We start from the raw sequence: 19,339 nt of genomic DNA on the forward strand, positions 1-19,339 counted from the left end.
TATCCAGCCACCAGGCGGCCACGGGCCGCCCTATGAGCAAGCGAGACAGTCCCAGAGGCCTCGATCATTCGCGATCCTGGATGCCATGTCCGGGCTGATCAGAACTGGCGGGCGAACCAGATCCCGGCACTGCGCCGCCCACCGGACTCCACCTGGAAACTGATGCGGCCCGTGGCATCCACCAGCAGGTCCAGGGCGGCCCGGGCAGTGATCGTCTCATCCTCCGACAGGCTCAGGGTGCGCTGCACCGGGCCGCTGGATTTCTCGTCGCCGTCCACCCGGGTGTAGTCCGCCCCCAGACGCAGCTGGATGGCGTCGAAACGCAGGGCCGATTCCAGGCCTGCCCCGTAGGCATGCCAGCTGTAGCGGGTGTTCTGGTCCCCCAGGGTGTCGTCCGCCTCGTTGTAGGTGTACTGCCCCAGCAGGCTCAGCCCCAGGGGGCCCAGTTCCAGGAACCGCCAGCGTCCCGAGGCGCCCAGGTACCAACCGCTCAGGTCCATGCCCTGGGTGACGGGGTTGCCGCTCTGGGTCAGTTCCAGGTACCCGCCGTGAATTCCGACCCAGACGCGCTCACCCACGCGATCGTGGATGCTCAGGCCCAGGCGGTTCATGCGGCTCTCCACGGTGCTGCCCCCCTCCAGGCGCCAGTCGCTTACCTCACGGCTGAGATAGACCTCCAGTTCCGGGCCGGATGTCCGGGTCTGGGCCTGTGCAGCCAGGGGAAGGATCAGCAGGAGGAGAAGCGGCAGGATGCGTGGCGGCATTGTCGTGAGGGGGTAGGAGTGAGAGGGTGAGGTGTCTGGGGATTGTACTGCATCCTGAGAGAGAGAATTCTTCACCCCTGACGCCTCACGCCTTTCCCCTCACGTGCCAACCCGAGGCGCCGCCGCTGCAGCAGCCATATCACACCCAGCACACCCAGCGCCGGCAGATAGAACCACTCCGGCGCCGGCCGGTCCGCCGGTACCAGCACGCCGGTGATGCGCCAGCCGCTCTCGATACCGAGGCGTTCGGCGGGGCTGCCGAAACTTACGAAGCTCACGCTCACCTGGTCGCCCAGGGCCAGGGTGCCGAGACCTGCCCGGGTCAGGCGCTCCGCACCGGCGCCGGCATCCCCGAGCGGCAGCATCACGGCCCTGGCGATCTCCCGACCCTCCAGGTCCATGCCCTCGAGGGTGAAGCGCAGGTGGCCCCCGGCGGGCGTGGCCTCGGCCACCTGTTGCAGGCGGGCGGGCTCCACGGTCTGAAGGGGCGGGTGGATGCGATCCATCCAGAAACCGGGCACGAACAGGGTGAAGGCGACGCCCAGCAGCAGGGCGGACTCGTGCCAGCGACTGCGGGTCAGGAACCATCCCTGGGTGGCGGCGGCGAACACCAGCATGCCAGTCAGCGCCCCGAAGAAGGTCAGTAACAGCTGCCAGGCGCTGGTGATGCCGATCAGCAGCAGCTGGGTGTTGAACACGAAGAAGAACGGCAGGGCCACGGTGCGCAGGCTGTACCAGAAGGCCTGCACCCCGGTGCGGATGGGGTCGGCCCTTGCCACGGCGGCGGCGGCGAAGGAGGCCAGGCCCACCGGCGGGGTGACGTCCGCCATGATGCCGAAATAGAACACGAACAGGTGCGCGGCGATGAGCGGGATCAGCAGGTTGTTCTGGGCGGCCAGATCCACGATCACCGGCGCCATCAGGGTGGCGACGATGATGTAGTTGGCCGTGGTGGGCAGGCCCAGGCCCAGGACCAGGCAGATCAGCGCGGTGAGCAGCAGCATGAGCAGCAGGTTGCCGCCGGAGAGCAGTTCCACCAGGTCGGTCATCACCAGGCCGATGCCGGTCATGCCCACGGTGCCCACGATGATGCCGGCGGCGGCGGTGGCCACGGCGATGCCCACCATGTTGCGCGCCCCCTGCACCATGCCGTCGCCCAGTTCCTTCACCCCGCGCAGCACGGCCCGACCCTGGCCGGTCTGTCCGCGGCACAGGCACAGGAGCGGACGCTGGGTGAGCAGGATGAATACCATGAACATCACCGCCCAGAAGGCGGACAGGCCGGGGGAGAGGCGTTCCACCACCAGGCACCAGACCAGCACCACCACCGGCAGCAGGAAGTGCAGGCCGCTCTGGATGGTGGGCCGGGGTTCGGGCAGGACCAGGTGCTCCTCGTCCACCATGTGGGATTCGGGCACCCGGCTGGAAAACCAGAGCAGCAGTCCGTAGGCCGCGAGCACCAGCACCCCGATGATCCAGGGCGATGCATCTCCGGCGACCCCCTTGATCCAGCCCAGGCCGTAATAGACCCCGCCCGCCAGGATCAGCAGCCCGGAGACCGTGAGGGCGAAGCCCAGCAGCCGGTGCCAGACCGGGACGATCCGGGAGCGGGGCAGGCCCTCCAGTCCCAGCTTCATCGCCTCCAGGTGCACGATGTAGAGCAGGGCGATGTAGGCGATCACCGCCGGCAGGAAGGCGTGCCGGATCACCTCCACGTAGGGGATGCCCACGTACTCCACCATGAGAAAGGCGGCGGCGCCCATCACCGGCGGCATGAGCTGGCCGTTCACGGAACTGGCCACTTCCACGGCGCCCGCCTTCTGTCCGGAGAGACCCACCCGTTTCATGAGCGGCACGGTGAAGGTGCCGGTGGTCACCACGTTGGCGATGGAGGAACCGGACACCACGCCGGTGAGCCCCGAGGCCACCACCGCCGCCTTGGCGGGACCGCCGCGCAGGTGTCCGAGCAGGGCAAAGGCCACGCGGATGAAATAGCCGCCGGCCCCGGCCCGTTCCAGCAGGGCACCGAACAGCACGAACAGGAACACGAAGCTGGTGGAGACCCCCAGGGCGATGCCGAACACCCCCTCGTTGGAGAGCCACTGTTGGGACATGGCCCGGCCGAAAGAGGCACCCCGGTGGGCCAGCAGCTCCGGCATCCAGGGGCCAGCGAAGGTGTAGAACAGGAACACCCCGGCGATGATCATCAGGGCCGGTCCCAGCACCCGGCGGGTGGCCTCCAGCAGCAGGGCCATGCCCACACCGGCCACCACCAGGTCAGTGGGCGTGGCGCGTCCGGGCCGCTGGGCCAGTTCCTGGTGGAACAGGTACAGGTAGGCGGCGCAGAACGCCGCCAGGGCCGCGAAGATCCAGTCCAGGGCCGGTACCCGGGTCACGGGGCAGGGCCGCAGGCTGGGCCAGGCCATGGCGAGCACCACCCCGCCGATCAGGGCGAACACCCCCGCGCGGGGCAGTTCCGAGAGATGGTTGTAGGCGGCCAGGGACAGGAGCCCCAGGCCGAATACGATGTAGAAGACCCTGGCCAGGGGGCGGTGACCCCTGGCCAGGGGCGAGAAGGCGGGAAAGGCCAGATAGGCGAGGAACACGCCGAAGGCCAGGTGAATGGCCCGGGCCTGGGTCTCGGGAATGACGAAGGCGCCGATCCAGTACCCGAAGGGAGAGGCGATCCAGACCTGGAACAGGGACCAGGCCAGCGCGGTGGCGTAGATCAGGCCGCGGGTCAGGCGACCCGGGTCCCGGGCCCCCATCTCCATGGTGGCGGCCATCTGCGCCGCCCCGGGGGCAGGGGCGGCCCCGGCCGAAACGACCGGTGCCTTGTCAGGGGCGTGCGCCATGCAGGGCTGGTCCCGGGCGTGTTCAGTCGCTGAGCAGGCCCGCTTCACGGAAGTAGCGACGGGCACCCTCGTGCATGGGCGCGGAGAGACCCTGGCTGACCATGGTCTCCTTCTCCAGCACGCCGAAGGCCGGGTGCATGCCCTTGAAGGTGTCGAAGTTCTCGAACACCGCCTTGACCAGGTGATAGACCGCCTCCTCGGAGGTGTCCGTGGAAGAGACCAGGGTGGCGCCCACGCCGAAGGTGCGCACGTTCGCATCCTGTCCCGGGTACATGCCTGCGGGGATGGTGGCGTGGAAATAGTAGGGGGTCTCGCTCACCAGGGTGTCGATGATCTCGCCCTCCACCGGCACGATGCGCGCGCCGCAGGTGGCGATGGGCTCCTGGATGGCCGCGGAGGGGTGGCCCACGGTGAACAGCACCACGTCGATGCGGTTGTCGCACAGGGCCTGGCCCTGTTCCCGGGAGGGCAGTTCCGAGGCCAGGGCGAAGTCGGACATGCGCCAGCCGTAGACCTCCATCAGGCGCTCCACGGTGCCCCGCTGGCCGGAGCCGGGGTTGCCCACGTTGACGCGCTTGCCCTTGATGTCCTCGAAGCGAGTGATGCCGCTGTCGGGACGCACCAGCACGGTGAAGGGCTCCGGGTGAAGGGAGAACACGGCGCGCAGGGACTCGTGGGGGCCCACGTCACTGAAGCGGTCGCTGCCATGGTAGGCGTGGTACTGCCAGTCGGACTGCGCCACGCCCAGGTTCATTTCCTTCTGCCGGATGGCGTTCAGGTTGAACACCGAGCCGCCGGTGGATTCTGCGTTGCAGCGGATGCCGTGGCTGGCCTGGTCACGGTTCATGAGCCGGCAGATGTTCTGGCCGGTGGGGTAGTAGACCCCGGTGACACCGCCGGTGCCGATGGTGACGAAACGCTCCTGGGCGTGCATGGGGCCGGCGAGGCCCAGGGCAAGGCCTGCGGACAGGAGCGTGAGCAGGGAACGACGCATGCGTGACAGGTTCATGGGGATGATCTCCTTGAGGGTTCGGGGCGCAGGGTTAGCCCGCATAGCTCACCACACTCCTACTGCGGCCGTCGATCTGCTCGCTGTGACGGGGCGTGCTCACTCCAGCCGGCTTGACGTAGTGTCGGCTACGCCTGCGCCGTCTTCCGCTCCGCGCGCCCCGTCACAGCGGCATCTCGACGCCCTCGCTACGAACCGTGGTGAGCTATACGGGCTAGGAGTCGTGGTCCTGCGCCTTCAACACAAAATACGGGGTCTTATCCTGTGTGTTGGCTCAAAATACGGTATAATTCGGCTCTTTTTCTGGCGCCTCTACCGCTGGTCACCATACCAGACGTTTTCCCGGGAGTGTAAGCATGTTTTCCATCCAGATGGGTATCGCAGGTTATGACGACGAACTCTGGCAGGCCATCGAATCCGAGGCCCGTCGCCAGGAAGAGCACATCGAGCTGATCGCCTCGGAAAACTATGCCAGCCCCCGGGTCATGGAGGCCCAGGGCTCGGTGCTCACCAACAAGTACGCCGAGGGCTACCCCGGCAAGCGCTACTACGGCGGCTGCGAGTACGTGGACATCGCCGAGCAGCTGGCCATCGACCGGGTGAAGCAGTTGTTCGGTGCCGACTACGCCAACGTGCAGCCCCATTCCGGCTCCCAGGCCAATGCCGCCGTGTACATGGCCCTGCTCAACCCCGGCGACACCGTGCTGGGCATGAGTCTTGCCCATGGCGGTCACCTGACCCACGGCGCCAAGGTCAACTTCTCCGGCAAGATCTATCACGCCGTCCAGTACGGCATCGACGACCAGGGCTACATCGACTTCGACGAGGTGGAGCGCCTGGCCCTGGAACACAAGCCCAAGATGATCGTGGGCGGTTTCTCCGCCTACTCCCGTGAGATCGACTGGCAGAAGTTCCGCGACATCGCCGACAAGGTGGGCGCCTACCTGCTGGTGGACATGGCCCACGTGGCGGGCCTGGTGGCGGCGGGCATCTACCCGAGCCCGGTGCAGATCGCGGATGTGACCACCTCGACCACCCACAAGACCCTGCGCGGCCCCCGCGGCGGCATCATCCTGGCCAAGAGCAACCCCGACATCGAGAAGAAGCTCAACTCCCTGGTGTTCCCCGGCACCCAGGGCGGCCCCCTGATGCACGTGATCGCCGCCAAGGCCGTGGCCTTCAAGGAAGCGCTTGAGCCCGGCTTCAAGGACTACCAGAAGCAGGTGGTGGCCAACGCCCGCACCATGGCCGCCACCCTGATGGAGCGCGGCTACAAGATCGTCTCCGGCGGCACCGACAACCACCTGTTCCTGGTGGACCTGATCGACAAGGGCCTGACCGGCAAGGCCGCCGACGCAGCCCTGGGCAATGCCAACATCACGGTGAACAAGAACGCCGTGCCCAACGACCCCCAGTCCCCGTTCGTCACCAGCGGCATCCGCATCGGCACCCCCGCCATCACCACCCGCGGCTTCGGCGAGCAGGAATGCAAGGACCTGGCCGGCTGGATCTGCGACGTGCTTGATGATCACGAGAACGGCGCGGTCATCGAGCAGGTCAAGGCGAAGGTCCTGGATGTCTGCGCGCGTTTCCCCGTCTACGGGCACTGACCCGTGACTGGGAAACAGTGGCAAGTCTCAAGTGGCAAGTGGCAAGGAAGACCTTTCCTTGCCACTTGCCACTAGCCACTTGAGACTGCGCTCATGCGCTGCCCCTTCTGCGGAGCCCCCGATACCCGGGTGATCGATTCACGGCTTGCAGGTGAAGGCGACCAGGTGCGCCGTCGTCGCGAGTGCCTCTCCTGTTCCGAGCGCTTCACCACCTACGAGAACGCGGAGCTGAACATGCCCCGGGTGGTCAAGCGCGACGGCTCCCGGGAGCCGTTCAACGAGGACAAGCTCAAGTCCGGCATGACCCATGCGCTGGAGAAGCGCGCCGTGTCCACGGACAAGGTGGAAGAGGCGGTGGCGCGCATCAAGCGCAAGCTGCTGGGCCAGGGCGAGCGGGAGGTGGATTCCCGGCGCATCGGCGAGTGGGTCATGGAAGAACTGCGCAACCTGGACCAGGTGGCCTACATCCGCTTCGCCTCGGTGTACCTGAGCTTCGCCGACGTGCAGGCCTTCCGGGAGGTGATCGAGCGCCTGGAGAAGGACCTGACCCCTGAGATGCGCAAGCACCAGATCCCGCTGCTCGGTGACGAGGAGGGGGAGGGCAAAGACTGAAAATAATTTTGACAGGATTTACATGATTAACATGATGTTATAAATACTTTTTAATCTTGTTAATCATGTAAATCCTGTCAAATATTTTAAGCCTGAATGACCACGGAAACTGACACTCGCCACATGGCCCGGGCGCTGCAGCTGGCGCGGCGGGGTCTGTACACCACGGATCCCAATCCGCGGGTGGGCTGTGTCATGGTCCGCGACGGGCAGGTGCTGGGCGAGGGCTTTCATGTGCGCGCCGGCGAGCCCCATGCGGAGATCCTGGCCCTGCGCCAGGCCGGCGAGGCCGCCCGGGGCGCCACGGTCTACGTGACCCTGGAGCCCTGTGCCCACTTCGGCCGCACACCGCCCTGCGCCGACGCGCTGATCCATGCGGGCGTGGCCCGGGTGGTGGCCGCCATGGTGGACCCCAATCCCCGGGTTGCAGGGCAGGGTCTGGCACGACTGACCGCCGCCGGCATAACGACCGCCAGCGGCGTACTGGAGGCCGAGGCACGGGCGTTGAACCCGGGGTTCATCAGCCGCATGGAGCAGGGCCGGCCTTATGTCCGGGTGAAGCTCGCCATGAGCCTGGACGGGCGAACCGCCATGGCGAGCGGGGAGAGCCGCTGGATCACCGGCGAGGCCGCGCGCCGGGACGTGCAGCGCCTGCGGGCCCGCGCCGGCGCGATCCTCACGGGCTCGGGCACCGTGCTCGCCGACAATCCGGGTCTGGATGTGCGGCTCTCTGCGCAGGAACTGGGCATCGAGGGGCCTGTACGTCAGCCCCTGCGGGTGGTGCTGGACACACGGCTTGCCTGCACGCCCGAGGCGAAACTGTTCACCACAGGCGGTCCGGCGCTGGTGCTGACAGCCGAGCAGGACACTGCCCGCTACACACAACTTCAGGCGTGCGGCGCCGAGGTGGAGGCCGTGGCCTCCGCCCCCCGCGGACTGGATCTGCACGCGGTCCTGGAACTGTTGGCCCGGCGCGGGATCAATGAGCTTCACGTCGAAGCAGGCCCGATCCTGTGCGGTTCCCTGATGCAGGCGGGCCTGGTGGACGAACTGGTGATCTACATGGCCCCGCACCTGATGGGCAACGATGCCCGGGGCCTGCTGAACCTCGGACTCGAACACATGGACGAGCGGGTCCCACTCAGGATCGAGGACATCCGCGCCGTGGGCGGAGACTGGCGCATCGTGGCGCGTCCGACGGCATGATTCTTAAATGGACAGGATGCACAGGAATAAAAGGACTGAAAAGGACTCGACAGGATTAACATGATTTACAGGATTTTTGGTTCTTTTCATCAAGTAAATCATGTTAATCCTGTCCGATCCTGATCTTTTTGGGGTCCAAATAATCCTGTTCATCCTGTCCATTGTTTTCGTTTTGAACACAGAGATCACGAGCATGTTCACAGGCATCATCCAGGCGGTCGGCGAGGTGGCGGGCATCGAGCCCAGGGGCGGCGACTGCCGGCTGCGCATTCGCACCGGCAAGCTGGACCTCTCCGATGTGCAACTGGGCGACAGCATCGCCGTGAACGGCGTGTGCCTGACCGCCGTCGAACTGCCTGGGGATGGATTCGTGGCCGATGTCTCCGGGGAGACCCTGTCGCTCACCAGCCTGGGCGCACTGGGCAAGGGCAGTGCCGTGAACCTGGAGAAGGCCCTGACGCCCACCACGCGCCTGGGCGGGCACCTGGTGAGCGGTCACGTGGACGGACTGGGCGAGGTGCTGTCCCTGAAGGACGACGGCCGCTCCGTGCGCTACGAGATCCGCGCCCCGGCAGGCCTCGCACGCTACATCGCGCCCAAGGGCTCCATCTGCATGGATGGCGTGAGCCTCACCGTCAACCGGGTGGATGGTGCGGTGTTCTCCGTGAACATCGTGCCCCACACCCAGCAGGAGACCACCATCCGCTTCTACCGGGCCGGCACCCGGGTGAACCTGGAGGTGGACCTGATCGCCCGCTACCTGGAACGCCTGCTGCTGGGCGAGAAGGCCGCCGAGTCCGGCAGCGGACTGACCGAGGCCTTCCTGGCGGAACACGGATTTCTTGGAAAGAAATGATCGGACAGGATTTACATGATTAACCGGATGAAATTCTTTTAAAATCATAATAATCCTGTTAATCCTGTCTAATTTACTTTAATCATTTATCCCACTCGGATGACCATGGCATTCAACACCACAGAAGAGATCATCGACGACCTGCGCCAGGGGCGCATGGTGGTCATCCTGGACGACGAGGACCGTGAGAACGAGGGCGACCTGCTCATGGTGGCCTCCATGGTGCGCCCGGAGGACGTCAACTTCATGGCCCGGTATGGCCGAGGGTTGATCTGCCTGACCCTCACCCGGGAGCGCTGCAGGCAGCTCAAGCTGCCTCTGATGGTCACCGACACCAACGACCAGCACGGCACCAACTTCACCGTCTCCATCGAGGCGGCAGAAGGGGTGACCACGGGCATCTCCGCCTACGACCGGGCCCACACCATCCGCACCGCCGTGGCGCCCAATGCCCAGCCCACCGACGTGGTGCAACCCGGACACGTGTTCCCGCTGATGGCCCAGCCGGGCGGCGTGCTGGTGCGCGCCGGCCACACCGAGGCGGGCTGCGACTTCGCCCGTCTGGCCGGCTTCGAGCCGGCGGCGGTGATCGTGGAGATCCTCAACGAGGACGGCACCATGGCGCGGCGCCCGGATCTGGAGAAGTTCGCCGCCGAGCACAATCTCAAGATCGGCACCATCGAGAACCTGATCCGCTACCGCATCGAGAACGAGAAGAGCGTCGAGCAGGTGGCCGAGACCGCCTTCCCCACGGAGTTCGGTGAGTTCCGCCTGCATGCCTTCGAGGACGTGATCGGCAAGGAACTGCACTTCGCCCTGGTGATGGGCGAGATCCGCGGCGACGAGCCCACCCTGGTACGCGTGCACGTGGAACACACCCTGTGCGACACGCTCGCCTACAACGGCCCCGACTGTGGCTGGCCCCTGCGTGACGTCCTGTCACGCATCAGTGCCGCCGGCAAGGGCGTAGCGGTGATCATCCGCAAGCCCGAATCCTCCCGGGACCTGGTGCGCCGCATCCGCCAGATGGCACTCAAGGAACGCCGCCCGGTGGAGCACGGCGAGGCCGAGCCCGTGGAACTGCGCACCCACGGCATCGGCGCCCAGATCCTCGCGGAACTGGGTGTGCAGAAGATGCGCCTGCTGTCGGCGCCCAAGCGCTTCCACGGCCTGGGTGGCTTCGGCCTGGAAGTGGTCGAGTACGTGAGCGACTGACCCCAAAGCGGGTACACTGGGAGAACTGGCTTCGTGGTGTGACGCAAAGAGCGCAAAGACGCAGAGGACGCAAAGTTTTTGATTTGAAATGATTACACTTTGCGCTCTCTGCGTCTTTGCGCTCTCCGCGTTTAATTCCAGACCCAACCAATCAACCAACCGGATACCGTCATGAATTCGATCAAGACCATTGAAGGCGACTTCACCCAGGCCGCCGGCGGCCGTTACGGCATCGTGCTGGCCCGCTTCAACAGCTTCATCGTGGAGCGCCTGCTGGAAGGGGCGGTCGACACCCTGCGCCGTCACGGGGTGAAGGACAAGGACATGACCATCGTGCGCGTACCCGGCGCCTATGAACTGCCCCTGGCCGCCCAGGCCATGGCGAAGTCCGGCAAGCACGACGCCATCATCGCCCTGGGCTGCGTGATCCGCGGCGCCACCCCGCACTTCGACTACGTGGCCGGCGAGAGCGCCAAGGGCCTGGCCATGGTCTCCATGGACAGCGGTCTGCCGGTGTCTTTCGGCGTGCTCACCACCGACAGCATCGAACAGGCCGTGGAGCGCGCCGGCACCAAGGCGGGCAACAAGGGCGTGGACGCCGCCATGGGCGCCCTGGAGATGGTCAGCCTGATGAAGCAGTTGAAGGGCTGAGCCTTGACCGGACCCGACAATCGACGCCTGAGCCACGCCCGCCGCCAGTCCCGGCGCGTGGCCATGCAGGCCCTCTACCAGTGGCAGCTCACCGGCTACCACCCCAAGGACATCCTGTTGCAGTACCGGGAAGACCCGGAGCTGGAGAAGGCCGATGCGGATTACTTCCGGGAACTGCTGCTGGGCGTCACCGAACAGGTGGACGAACTGGACGAACTGCTCGCACCCCAGATGGACCGCAGCGTCGCCGAGCTGGACCCGGTGGAACGTGCCATCCTGCGCCTGGCCACCTTCGAACTGAAGCAGCGCATCGATATTCCCTACCGGGTGGTCATCAACGAGGCGGTGGAACTGACCAAGAAATTCGGCGCCACCGACGCCCACAAGTTCGTCAACGGCGTGCTGGACAAGCTGGGGCGTCAGCTGCGGGCCATGGAAGCCTCGGCTAACTGAAAGTCAAAAGCCGGAACGCAAAGGGCGCGAAGGATGCGCCAAGAACGCAAAGGATATCGTTATAAAACCCTATGCGACCTTCGCGCATACTCGCGTCCATAGCGGTTCGCTTTTCATTCGGTTTCAGGACGGACAGACCCGCACGTGCCGGAATTCGATCTCATCCGCAAGTACTTCACCCGACCCGGGACACGCCAGGACGTGATCCTGGGCGTGGGGGATGACGCGGCCCTGCTGCGGGTTCCGCCGGATCAGGAACTGGTCGTGTGCGTGGACACCCTGGTGTCCGGGGTGCATTTTCCCGCGGATACCCCGGCGCAAGCGGTGGGACACAAGGCACTCGCGGTGAATCTCAGTGATATCGCGGCCATGGGTGCGACACCCGCCTGGGCCACCCTGGCCCTGACCCTGCCCGAGGCCGACGAGGCCTGGCTGGCCGAGTTCAGCGAAGGCTTCCTGGGTCTGGCCCGCCGCTATGACGTGGACCTGGTGGGCGGGGACACCACCCAGGGCCCCCTGAGCGTCACGGTCCAGGTGATGGGTCTCGTGCCCCGTGGCCAGGCCCTGCGCCGGGCCGGCGCGCGGGCGGGGGAGGGCATCTATGTGACCGGCACCCTGGGCGACGCGGCCCTGGGACTCAGACAGTGGGCGCATCGGGGCCAGGGAGACGGGAACACGGACTGGCTCGTGGAACGACTCACCCATCCGAGTCCGCGCATCGAGGCGGGACTCGCCCTGCGCGGTCAGGCCCGCTGCGCCATCGACCTCTCCGACGGCCTGCTGGCGGATCTGGGCCACGTGCTCGAGGCCTCCGGGGTGGGCGCGACACTGCAGTTGTCCGAGATGCCCCTGTCCGAGGCCTTTCGTGCACTCTGTGGCGATGCCCCGGACTGGGGCCTGGCACTGGCCGGGGGTGATGACTACGAATTGCTGTTCACCCTGCCGGAAGGGGTGGCCGGGCTGCTCAGGACCTGCGTGCCCACGCCCTTCAACCGCATCGGGACCATCGACGCCGAACCCGGGCTGCGCCTCCTGGATGACGATGGCAGGCCATTCAGCCTTTTGACACCGGGTTACCAGCATTTCACCTGAGAACGGACCGAAACCATGCCCCGCATTCCGCCACCGCCCGCGCGCACGGTCTTCAGCGACCCGGTGCATTTCCTCGCCTTCGGTTTCGGCTCCGGGCTCTCACCCTGGGCACCGGGCACCGCCGGCACGGTGGCCGCCATCCCCCTGTTCCTGCTGCTGCAGCCGCTGCCCCTGTGGGCCTACCTGCTGGCCACGCTGCTGGTGACCCTGGCGGGCTTCTGGCTGTGCGGCCAGAGCGCGCGCAAGCTTGGGGTGCATGACCACCCCGGCATCGTCTGGGACGAGTTCGCCGGCTTCCTGGTGACCATGATCGCCGCGCCTGCGGGCTGGGTCTGGATACTGATCGGTTTCGCCCTGTTTCGCCTGTTCGACATCGTCAAGCCCTGGCCCGCCCGCTGGTTCGACCGGCAGATGCACACCGGCGCCGGGATCGTCATGGACGACATCGTGGCGGGTGTCTACGCCCTGATCGTGCTGCAGCTGATCGCCTGGTGGTGGGGCGGCAATTGAAGTGGGAAGTGAGAATTTGGAATTTGGAGGTACGAATCGAGCAAGGAGTGCGAAGCTTCCTACTTCCTGACTTTCTACTATTTCTCCCTTGTATCTTGTATCTTGTATCTTGTCTCTCTTCCCTTGTGATCACCCGTGGCACGCACCCCCTGGATTCTGCTCTGCCTGCTGATGCTCTCTCTGCCCGCCCAGGCGCGGGACGTGGTGGTGCTGGGTATCTTTCCCGACCGCGCCATGCTCGAAGTGGATGGCAAGCGCCAGGTGATGCGCGTGGGTGAACGCAGCGAAGAGGGCGTTCACCTGCTGTCCACGGACAGCCGGGCCGGGCACGTGGTGCTGGACATCAACGGACAGCGGCGTCAGGTGGCCCTGGGCGGACGGGCCGGCGGGAACTTCCAGGCCCGTGAGTCGGCCCGGGCACAGATCTATGCCGACTCCCGTGGTTCCTATACCACCACAGGCAGCATCAACGGCCGCACCATCACCTTCCTGGTGGACACCGGTGCCACCAGCATCGCCATGAGTTCCAACGAGGCGCAGCGTCTGGGCATCGACTACACCCGGGGCCAGCTCACCCAGGCGCGCACGGCCTCGGGGACCACGTTCGCCTATGAGGTCACCCTGGACCGGGTGCGCGTGGGCGAGATCGAGCAGCGCAATGTCCGGGCCATGGTCCTGCCCGGCAACTCCCCCCACATTGCCCTGCTGGGCATGACCTTCCTGAGCCGCGTCGAGATGCGCAACGAGGGGCAGGCGCTGATCCTGGAACAGCGGTTCTGATCCGGACACCCCGTTCGCGGCGAGGTCGCCGCTCCTACACCTTCACTCTGTAGGAGGCCCGACCACGGGCCGAACGCCGATGCCAGGGTGGATGTGGCGGTTTGCGACCGGATTGCCGCTCCTGCATCCACTCTCCAATCGACAGATCTTCAACAGCTTCCATGCGCTCCCTCACAGCACCAGGCTGCGGCAGCGCGATGCCTGCACCCCGATCTGTGCCAGGGCCGACAGCCCCGCCCGGACGAAAGTCTCGGAACCTGCCACGAACGCATCCCGTTGGGGCGCATCCGTGATCTCCGGCAAGGCAGACCGGATGACAGCTTCCACCTGAGCATCAGTCCCGACACGCAAGGCCTGGTAACGAAACCCGTCCAGGGCATCGTTCCAGGACCGGCACAGGTTGTCCTCGTAATGGGTCCGTTCCCCGCTGGCCACCCACACCAGGTCCAGGGCCTCGCCGGTCTCCTGGGCCAGCACATGCTCCACCAGGCTGTGCACCGGGCCGAAGCCCGTATCCATGGCCAGGAAGACCAGCGGGCCGGGATGCTCCTCGCTGAGCACGAAGTCACCCTCGGGGCCCTCGATGTCCACGCTCGTTCCCTTGCCCAGCTGATCCAGACAATGCCTGGTGAAGGGATCCTCTCGCGAGGCGTCCAGGTGAAACACCAGGTTGCGATCATCACAGGGGCAGTTGGCCAGGGGCAGGGTGCCGGATAACCCCCCGCCGAGATCCAGGCGAACGGACTGACCGGCGAGAAAGCGCAGCCGCTGGGTCCGGGGTGTCTGCAGGCGCAGGATCAGCACATGGGGGTCCGGGTGTTCGATGCCGCGCACCGTGGCGCTGACGCGCTGCAAGGGAATCTGCTCGGGGCCCTCGGCCAGCCCGGCCTCCAGCAGCAGGTCGGTGACCGGGGTGACGGAACACATCAGGGTGTAGGCCTGCTGCTTCTCCGCTTCGCTGAACACGTAGTCGTGGGGCCGGATCTTGCGCACCTCGCCCTCCAGCACCCGGGCGCGGCAATCCCCGCAGTTGCCATTGCTGCAGCCGTAATTGACCGACAGGCCGGCGCGCAGGGCGGCCTCGAGGATGGTCTCCTCGCCCTCGACGCTGAACGTGTGGTCACCGGGGATGAGACGGACGGTTGCTGCGGTCATCTGGGATCGTGCAAGGGCGTGGATTCAGCACCACAGCATATCATCCAGCCGCGGACACCTCGTTTGAGGAACGGCCCGAGAGCCGATCCGCCAGGCGTTCATGGACCGCCAGCAGGGCGGGGATGACCACCAGCACCAGCACCGTGGCCACGCCCAGGCCGAACACGATGGACACCGCCATGGGGATCAGGAACTGGGCCTGCACGGAACGCTCGAACAGCAGCGGGATGAGACCGGCGATGGTGGTGAAGGAGGTGAGCACCACGGCGCGCAGGCGCTGGCAGGAGGCCTCCACGATGGCCAGCTCCCGATCCATGCCTTCCTCGCGCAGGGACTGGTAGAAGCTCACCAGGATGATGGAGTTGTTGACCACGATGCCGGTGAGTCCGAACAGACCGAACAGGGACAGGATGGTCAGCTCCAGGCCCATGAGCCAGTGGCCCACCAGGGCCCCCAGCAGGCCGAAGGGGATGATGGCCATGACCACCAGGGGCCAGCCGTAGGAGCCGAACACCCAGGCCAGCACCAGGTAGATCATGGCGAGCGCGAAGATCAGGCCCATGCGCATGTCGCCCAGGGTCTCGGCCTGGTCGGCGGCGCGGCCCTCGAAGGAATAGGTGACGCCATGGCGCTGGGCAAGATCCGGCAGCACATCGGCGGCCAGCTGCTCGCGGATGCGTGCCGCATTGTTCTGGGTGCGATCCACCTCCGAGGAGACCGACACCGCCAGGCGGCCATCCGCGTGGCGCAGGGTCTCGAAGCCCTGCCGGGGCAACAGCTCCGCCACGGTGTCGAGCGGCGCGATGCCGCCGCCGGGCAGGACCACGGCGAAACGCTCCAGCATGGCCGTGCGATGGCGCTCCGCGTCGGGCAGCACCACGCGCACCTCGATCTCCTCCAGGCCCTCCTGGTAGATCTGGGCCAGGCGCCCGTCGAAGGCGGCGCGCAGTTGCCGACCGAGGGATTCCGTGGTGAGCCCCAGGGCCAGGCCCTCGGGGCGCAACCGGTAGATGAGCTGTTCCCGGCCGAAGGGCATGTCGTCCTCCACCGCGAACACGCCCGGGTAGTCGTTCATGGCCTCGGTGAGTTCCAGGGCCGCCTGTTTGAGCCGGTCCGGATCGGCGCCGGTGAGGCGCACGTCCACGTCCCGTCCCGGCGGGCCGGCCTGACGCTCAGTGATGCTGAACAGTTCGATGCCGGCGGGCAACCGAACCCGTTCCTGCCAGGCGCGGATCAGTTCCGTGTTGCGCACCTCCCGCCGGTCAGGAGAGACCAGCTCCACCAGGATGGAGCCGAACTGGTCGCCGCTGGGGGCCTGGGCGGCGCCGCCCTGTTCCACGCCGCTACCCAGGCGCACCACCACGTTGCGGATCAGTCCGCCACCCAGGGCCTCTTCGGCCTCGAACAGCGCCTCCTCCACGTGCTCGATGAAGGCCTCGACCCGCTGTGGCGGCGTGCCCGCCACGAAGTTGGCGGCGGCGTTGACCACCGTGCCCTCCGGGTTGGGGAAGAAGGTGAAGCCGATGCGCCCGCCGGCCATCAGGCCGAAGGCCAGGATCAACACCGCCACCGCGCCCGAGAGGGTGATGCCCGAGTGGGCCGTGGCCCACTGGACCATGCGGCGGAAGCTGTGTTCGCGGAAATGCTCGAAGCGCGCGTCGAAGCGGGCCCGGAAGGAACCCTCCCGGGGTGGCCTGATCTTCTCCATGCTGTTCTTCAGGTGCGCCGGCAGGATCAGGAAGCTGATCACCAGGGTTGCCAGGATGACGCACACCACCACCAGGGGGATGTCGAACAGGATGTTGCCGATGATGCCGCCGATGAGCATGAGCGGCAGGAAGGCGGCCACGGTGGTGAGCGAGGCGGAGATCACCGGTGCCAGCATGCGCTTGGCGCCCCGTTCCGCCGCCTGGGTGGGCGTCATGCCACGCTGGTACTGGGTGTAGGCGTGCTCGCTCACCACGATGGCGTTGTCCACGATGATGCCCAGCGACATGATGAAACCGAACAGGGAGATCATGTTGATGCTGCCGCCCAGCAGCCACAGCACCAGGAAGGCGGTGGTGAAGGCCACCGGGATACCGATCGCCACGCGTAGGGCGAGCCGCCCGTTGAGGAACAGGAACAGGATGGCGAGCACCAGCACCAGACCGCCGATGCCGTTCTTCAGCAGCAGCATGATGCGCTCGTAGATCAGCTCCCAGAACTGGTCGTAGAGATGCAGCTCAACACCCGGCGGGAGGGTGGGGGTGACCTCTGCGATCCAGTCCATGAGGATCGCGGAGGATTTCAGGGCATCGGCGGTCTCGGTGCGCTGCAGCTGCATCTCCACCGCCGGTTCGCCCCGATAGTGCACGGACACCTGGTTGTCCCGGGGACGGCGCTCGATGTGCGCCACGTCGCCCAGGCGGATCAGCCCGCCCTCGGCGTCGGAGCGCAGCGGAAGCCGGGCGAAGGCCAGCTCGTCCCGGCGCTGCTCCAGGCTCCGGATCTGCCGGGCGGTGTCGTCCCGGCCCACCATGCCGGCGGGCAGGTCCCGGGAGATGCCCGCCACCCTATCGCCGATCTGGTCCAGGCTCATGCCCAGTTCCAGGCTGCGGGCCATGGGCACCTGGATGGCCATCTCCTCCTCGGGCAAGCCCTTGAAGTCGATGCGCGCGATGCCCCGGTCCAATAGCTGCTGCTCGAAGTCCCGCACCAGGGGGCGCAGTTCGCGCATGTCCGCGGGTCCGGTGATGAGCATGCGCGCCACGGGCTCGTAGCGGATCACCCGGGTGACCACCGGTTCCTCGGCGGCCTCGGGCAGGTTGCGCTGCTGGGAGACGATGTCCTTCACCTGGTCCGAGGCCAGGGACATGTCCGTGCCCGACTGGAATTCCAGGGTGATGGAGCCCACGCCCAGGGCGGCGGTGGAGGTCATGTTGCGCAGCCCGTCCACGGTGCGCAGCTCCTGCTCCAGGGGCGTGATGATGCCGGTCTCCACGTCCTCGGCGCTGGCGCCGGTCCAGACCACCCGCACGGTGACGAAATCCAGGGCGAAGTTGGGGAAGAACTGGGTGTTGAGCTTGATCAGCGCCCAGCTGCCCGAGAGCACCATCAGGGCCACCAGCAGGTTGGCGGCCACCCGGTGACACAGGAACAGGCGGATCAGGCCGCGATTTCTAGCTGGCATTGCTCAGTACCTTCTTGCCGTCGACGGGGTTCGGGGCACACGGTAGGAGCGGTGACCCTGCCGCGAACGCGCGGCCAGGATCAACGCCGGCTTTCGGTCCGAGGTCGGGCCTCCTGCATGGGGTGCCAGGCATCCTCAGTCCCAGTCCGTCTCGACCCGCAGGCCGTCCAATGCATTGGGCAGACGGGTGGTCACCAGCCGGTCGCCGTCACGGATCTCCGGGCTGTACACCAGCACCCGTTCTCGACCGTTGTCATCGAGCCACTCGCCGCGCCGCTCGACGGTGATGGCGCGCATGCGGCCTTCCTCGATCCGGTAGACCCGGTCGATGCCGTACAGGGCCTCGAAGGGCAGGGCGACCACATCTGCCGCTTCCGGCAGACGCAGATGCACGGTCAGGAAACGCCCCAGCGGTGCGTGTTCGCCGCCCTCCGTGATGCGGAACAGGCCTTCCACGCCGGCACCGGTGGCAGGCGCCTCGCCGGCCAGGCGGCTCAGTTCCAGCACCACGTGTTCGCCGTCGATCTCGCCCCGGGCCGACAGGGGCTCACCGGCATCCAGGCCGCGGCGCACCACCGGCAGATACAGGGCGGGGATGCGGGCGCGAACCTCCAGGGCATCGGCATCGAACAGGGTCGCCAGCGGATCGCCGATGCGCACCCGGTCACCGGGGGCGACGGCCAGTCGGGACACGCGGCCGGCGAAGGGTGCGCGCACGCGGGTGCGTTCCAGGTCCAGGCGCGCATCCTCCAGCAGCGCCTCGGCGCGCCGGGCACGGGCCTCCAGCTGGGCCAGCCGGGCCTGGAAATCCTCCAGCGCCAGGCGCCTGGCGTTGACCGCGAGCGCCTGCTGCTCGTGGGCACGCCGCGCCTCGTCCAGGGCGCTCTGGCTGCCCAGCTTGCGGGCGAACAGGTCCTGGGCCCGTTCCACGTTGCGCCAGGCGATCTCCAGCAGGGCCTCGTCGTGCTTGAGCGCCTCCCGGTCCCGGGCGTTGCGCAGGCGCTCGGCACTGATCTGGGCGCGGATGTCCGCCACGTCCGCCTCCCGCTGGGTCACCAGCAGGCCGATCTCCCGATCGTCCAGGCGCACCAGCACCTGGCCGGCCTCGACCCTGCGACCTTCCTCGCCGGGCGTCTCCAGCACGTCCGCCTCCACCGCGGCGCGCAGGTTAGCGGTGCGGGGCGTGGTCACGTGGCCGTAGAGGCTCAGGCTGGGCGCCAGGGTGGCGGGCGTGACCGTCTCGGTGTTGACCCGCCAGACCCGCTCGCCCACCGCCATGGGCGGGCTCTCGGGCGCCGTGGCACGCAGGATCAGAAAGCCGATCACGCCTGCCGCCAGGATGAGCAGGGGCAGGATGCGGCGGACAAGGGGGGAGAGGGACATGAGGAAATCGCTTCCT

Annotated in this window: 16 protein-coding genes; 10 read left to right on the forward strand and 6 right to left on the reverse strand. The window is 66.8% G+C overall.

Annotated elements, in window-relative coordinates:
- Nucleotides 1–98 precede the first annotated feature (98 nt).
- From TGR7_RS07795 to TGR7_RS07805, 3 genes are all read right to left on the reverse strand, one after another.
- Entirely contained in the window at nucleotides 99–764 is a 666-nt protein-coding gene (locus TGR7_RS07795; protein WP_012638121.1) for an outer membrane beta-barrel protein, read from the reverse strand.
- Between the two features lie 71 nt (nucleotides 765–835).
- Complete coding sequence (locus TGR7_RS07800; protein ID WP_049764725.1) at nucleotides 836–3,550, reverse strand: TRAP transporter permease; 2,715 nt, start codon at nucleotides 3,548–3,550, stop codon at nucleotides 836–838.
- Between the two features lie 91 nt (nucleotides 3,551–3,641).
- Complete coding sequence (locus TGR7_RS07805) at nucleotides 3,642–4,628, reverse strand: TAXI family TRAP transporter solute-binding subunit (RefSeq protein WP_012638123.1); 987 nt, start codon at nucleotides 4,626–4,628, stop codon at nucleotides 3,642–3,644.
- A 356-nt stretch (nucleotides 4,629–4,984) separates the two neighbouring features.
- Here TGR7_RS07805 and glyA point away from each other — a divergent pair, with 356 nt between their 5' ends.
- From glyA to TGR7_RS07855, 10 genes are all read left to right on the forward strand, one after another.
- Entirely contained in the window at nucleotides 4,985–6,238 is a 1,254-nt protein-coding gene (glyA, locus tag TGR7_RS07810) for a serine hydroxymethyltransferase (protein WP_012638124.1), read from the forward strand.
- A 93-nt stretch (nucleotides 6,239–6,331) separates the two neighbouring features.
- Nucleotides 6,332–6,850: a transcriptional regulator NrdR gene (nrdR, locus tag TGR7_RS07815; RefSeq protein WP_012638125.1), complete on the forward strand. Its 519-nt coding sequence runs from the start codon at nucleotides 6,332–6,334 to the stop codon at nucleotides 6,848–6,850.
- Between the two features lie 96 nt (nucleotides 6,851–6,946).
- Nucleotides 6,947–8,056 (forward strand): bifunctional diaminohydroxyphosphoribosylaminopyrimidine deaminase/5-amino-6-(5-phosphoribosylamino)uracil reductase RibD, encoded by a 1,110-nt coding sequence (ribD, locus tag TGR7_RS07820; RefSeq protein WP_012638126.1) that lies wholly within the window; start codon nucleotides 6,947–6,949, stop codon nucleotides 8,054–8,056.
- A 193-nt stretch (nucleotides 8,057–8,249) separates the two neighbouring features.
- Nucleotides 8,250–8,912 (forward strand): riboflavin synthase, encoded by a 663-nt coding sequence (locus tag TGR7_RS07825; RefSeq protein ID WP_012638127.1) that lies wholly within the window; start codon nucleotides 8,250–8,252, stop codon nucleotides 8,910–8,912.
- A gap of 105 nt (nucleotides 8,913–9,017) precedes the next feature.
- Nucleotides 9,018–10,127, forward strand: coding sequence for a bifunctional 3,4-dihydroxy-2-butanone-4-phosphate synthase/GTP cyclohydrolase II (gene ribBA / locus TGR7_RS07830; RefSeq protein ID WP_012638128.1), 1,110 nt, complete (start codon nucleotides 9,018–9,020; stop codon nucleotides 10,125–10,127).
- A 171-nt stretch (nucleotides 10,128–10,298) separates the two neighbouring features.
- On the forward strand, nucleotides 10,299–10,778 hold the full coding sequence (gene ribH, locus TGR7_RS07835; protein WP_012638129.1) for a 6,7-dimethyl-8-ribityllumazine synthase: 480 nt from the start codon (nucleotides 10,299–10,301) through the stop codon (nucleotides 10,776–10,778).
- Between the two features lie 3 nt (nucleotides 10,779–10,781).
- Nucleotides 10,782–11,231, forward strand: coding sequence for a transcription antitermination factor NusB (gene nusB / locus TGR7_RS07840; protein WP_012638130.1), 450 nt, complete (start codon nucleotides 10,782–10,784; stop codon nucleotides 11,229–11,231).
- Between the two features lie 144 nt (nucleotides 11,232–11,375).
- Nucleotides 11,376–12,323, forward strand: coding sequence for a thiamine-phosphate kinase (gene thiL, locus TGR7_RS07845; RefSeq protein ID WP_012638131.1), 948 nt, complete (start codon nucleotides 11,376–11,378; stop codon nucleotides 12,321–12,323).
- 15 nt (nucleotides 12,324–12,338) lie between these two features.
- On the forward strand, nucleotides 12,339–12,833 hold the full coding sequence (locus TGR7_RS07850; protein ID WP_012638132.1) for a phosphatidylglycerophosphatase A family protein: 495 nt from the start codon (nucleotides 12,339–12,341) through the stop codon (nucleotides 12,831–12,833).
- Between the two features lie 135 nt (nucleotides 12,834–12,968).
- A complete protein-coding gene (locus TGR7_RS07855; protein ID WP_041441268.1) occupies nucleotides 12,969–13,613 on the forward strand; it encodes a retropepsin-like aspartic protease family protein in 645 nt (214 codons plus the stop codon).
- Between the two features lie 171 nt (nucleotides 13,614–13,784).
- Here TGR7_RS07855 and TGR7_RS07860 read toward each other — a convergent pair whose 3' ends face one another.
- The 3 genes from TGR7_RS07860 to TGR7_RS07870 form a co-directional block, all read right to left on the reverse strand.
- Complete coding sequence (locus TGR7_RS07860; protein ID WP_012638134.1) at nucleotides 13,785–14,768, reverse strand: 2Fe-2S iron-sulfur cluster-binding protein; 984 nt, start codon at nucleotides 14,766–14,768, stop codon at nucleotides 13,785–13,787.
- Between the two features lie 40 nt (nucleotides 14,769–14,808).
- Nucleotides 14,809–17,940, reverse strand: coding sequence for an efflux RND transporter permease subunit (locus TGR7_RS07865; RefSeq protein ID WP_012638135.1), 3,132 nt, complete (start codon nucleotides 17,938–17,940; stop codon nucleotides 14,809–14,811).
- 135 nt (nucleotides 17,941–18,075) lie between these two features.
- Nucleotides 18,076–19,323, reverse strand: coding sequence for an efflux RND transporter periplasmic adaptor subunit (locus tag TGR7_RS07870; RefSeq protein WP_012638136.1), 1,248 nt, complete (start codon nucleotides 19,321–19,323; stop codon nucleotides 18,076–18,078).
- Nucleotides 19,324–19,339 lie beyond the last annotated feature (16 nt).

Origin of the sequence: Thioalkalivibrio sulfidiphilus HL-EbGr7 (genome assembly GCF_000021985.1) — a bacterium.
Lineage (GTDB): Bacteria > Pseudomonadota > Gammaproteobacteria > Ectothiorhodospirales > Ectothiorhodospiraceae > Thioalkalivibrio_A > Thioalkalivibrio_A sulfidiphilus.